Source organism: bacterium, from assembly GCA_023150945.1.
Classification (GTDB): domain Bacteria; phylum Zhuqueibacterota; class Zhuqueibacteria; order Zhuqueibacterales; family Zhuqueibacteraceae; genus Coneutiohabitans.
In genome coordinates, this window is the sequence record JAKLJX010000054.1 from 1 (window position 1) to 1,293 (window position 1,293).

1 rRNA gene is annotated in these 1,293 nt (G+C 50.3%); it reads right to left on the reverse strand.

The annotated features are described in order from the left end of the window. Nucleotides 1-1,293, reverse strand: a 23S ribosomal RNA gene (locus L6R21_27955); the annotation flags it as partial.

A 1,293-nucleotide genomic window follows, 5' to 3' on the forward strand; every position in this document is an offset into this window, starting at 1 on the left:
GTTTGCCATCACCTACGCCTTTCGGCCTCGGCTTAGGTCCTGACTAACCCTGCGTCGACGAACGTTGCGCAGGAAACCTTAGACTTACGGTGGAGAGGATTCTCACCTCTCTTATCGTTACTTATACCTACATTTGCTTTTCCATGCGCTCCAGCATGTCTGACAACACACCTTCTGTGCACATGGAATGCTCTCCTACCAACTCACTCCTTAACGGAGGGTTCCATAGCTTCGGTGACCAGCTTGAGCCCCGACAATTATCGACGCCGGATCGCTTGACCAGTGAGCTATTACGCACTCTTTAAATGATTGCTGCTTCTAAGCAAACATCCTGGTTGTCTCTGCAATCCAACATTCTTTCTCACTTAGCTGGTACTTGGGGACCTTAGCTGATGGTCTGGGTTGTTCCCCTCTCGGACATGGATCTTATCACTCACGCCCTCACTGCCGTGGACCATTTAACAGGTATTCGGAGGTTGTCTGGGGTTGGTACCGCTGTGGCAGCCCTAGCCCAATCAGTGCTCTACCCCCTGTAAACTACTCACGACGCTGCCCCTAAAGGCATTTCGGAGAGAACGAGCTATCACCGAGTTTGATTAGCCTTTCACCCCTAGGCTCAGTTCATCCCAATGGTTTTCAACCCAAAAGAGTTCGGACCTCCACCCCGTTTTACCGGAGTTTCATCCTGACCAAGCCTAGATCACACGGTTTCGCGTCTACGGCACGTTACTTAATATCGCCCATTTCGGACTCGCTTTCGCTGCGGCTCCGGCCCAGAAGGCCTTAACCTGGCAACGTACCGTAACTCGTAGGTTCATTATGCAAAAGGCACGCCGTCATCCCACGAAGGGACTCCGACAGCTTGTAGGCAGACGATTTCAGGTACTATTTCACTCCCTTCAAAAGGGTGCTTTTCACCTTTCCTTCACAGTACTTGTTCACTATCGGTCTCTCATTAGTATTTAGCCTTACCAGATGGTGCTGGCAGTTTCACGCAAGGCGTCTCCGACCCCGCGCTACTCAGGATCCTGCTATCCTATCAAACCTTACATCTACGGGGGTATCACCCTCTTTGCCCTACCTTTCCAGGTAGCTCGATTTCAGTATAATATTCATCTTGCAGTCCTACAACCCCGTAAATGCCGAAACATTTACGGTTTGGGCTCTTCCCATTTCGCTCGCCGCTACTCAGGGAATCATTATTATTTTCTCTTCCTCCGCTTACTTAGATGTTTCAGTTCAGCGGGTTGTCCTTAGTCTCGTTATTGCTAACAAGAGGGTTTCCCCATTCGG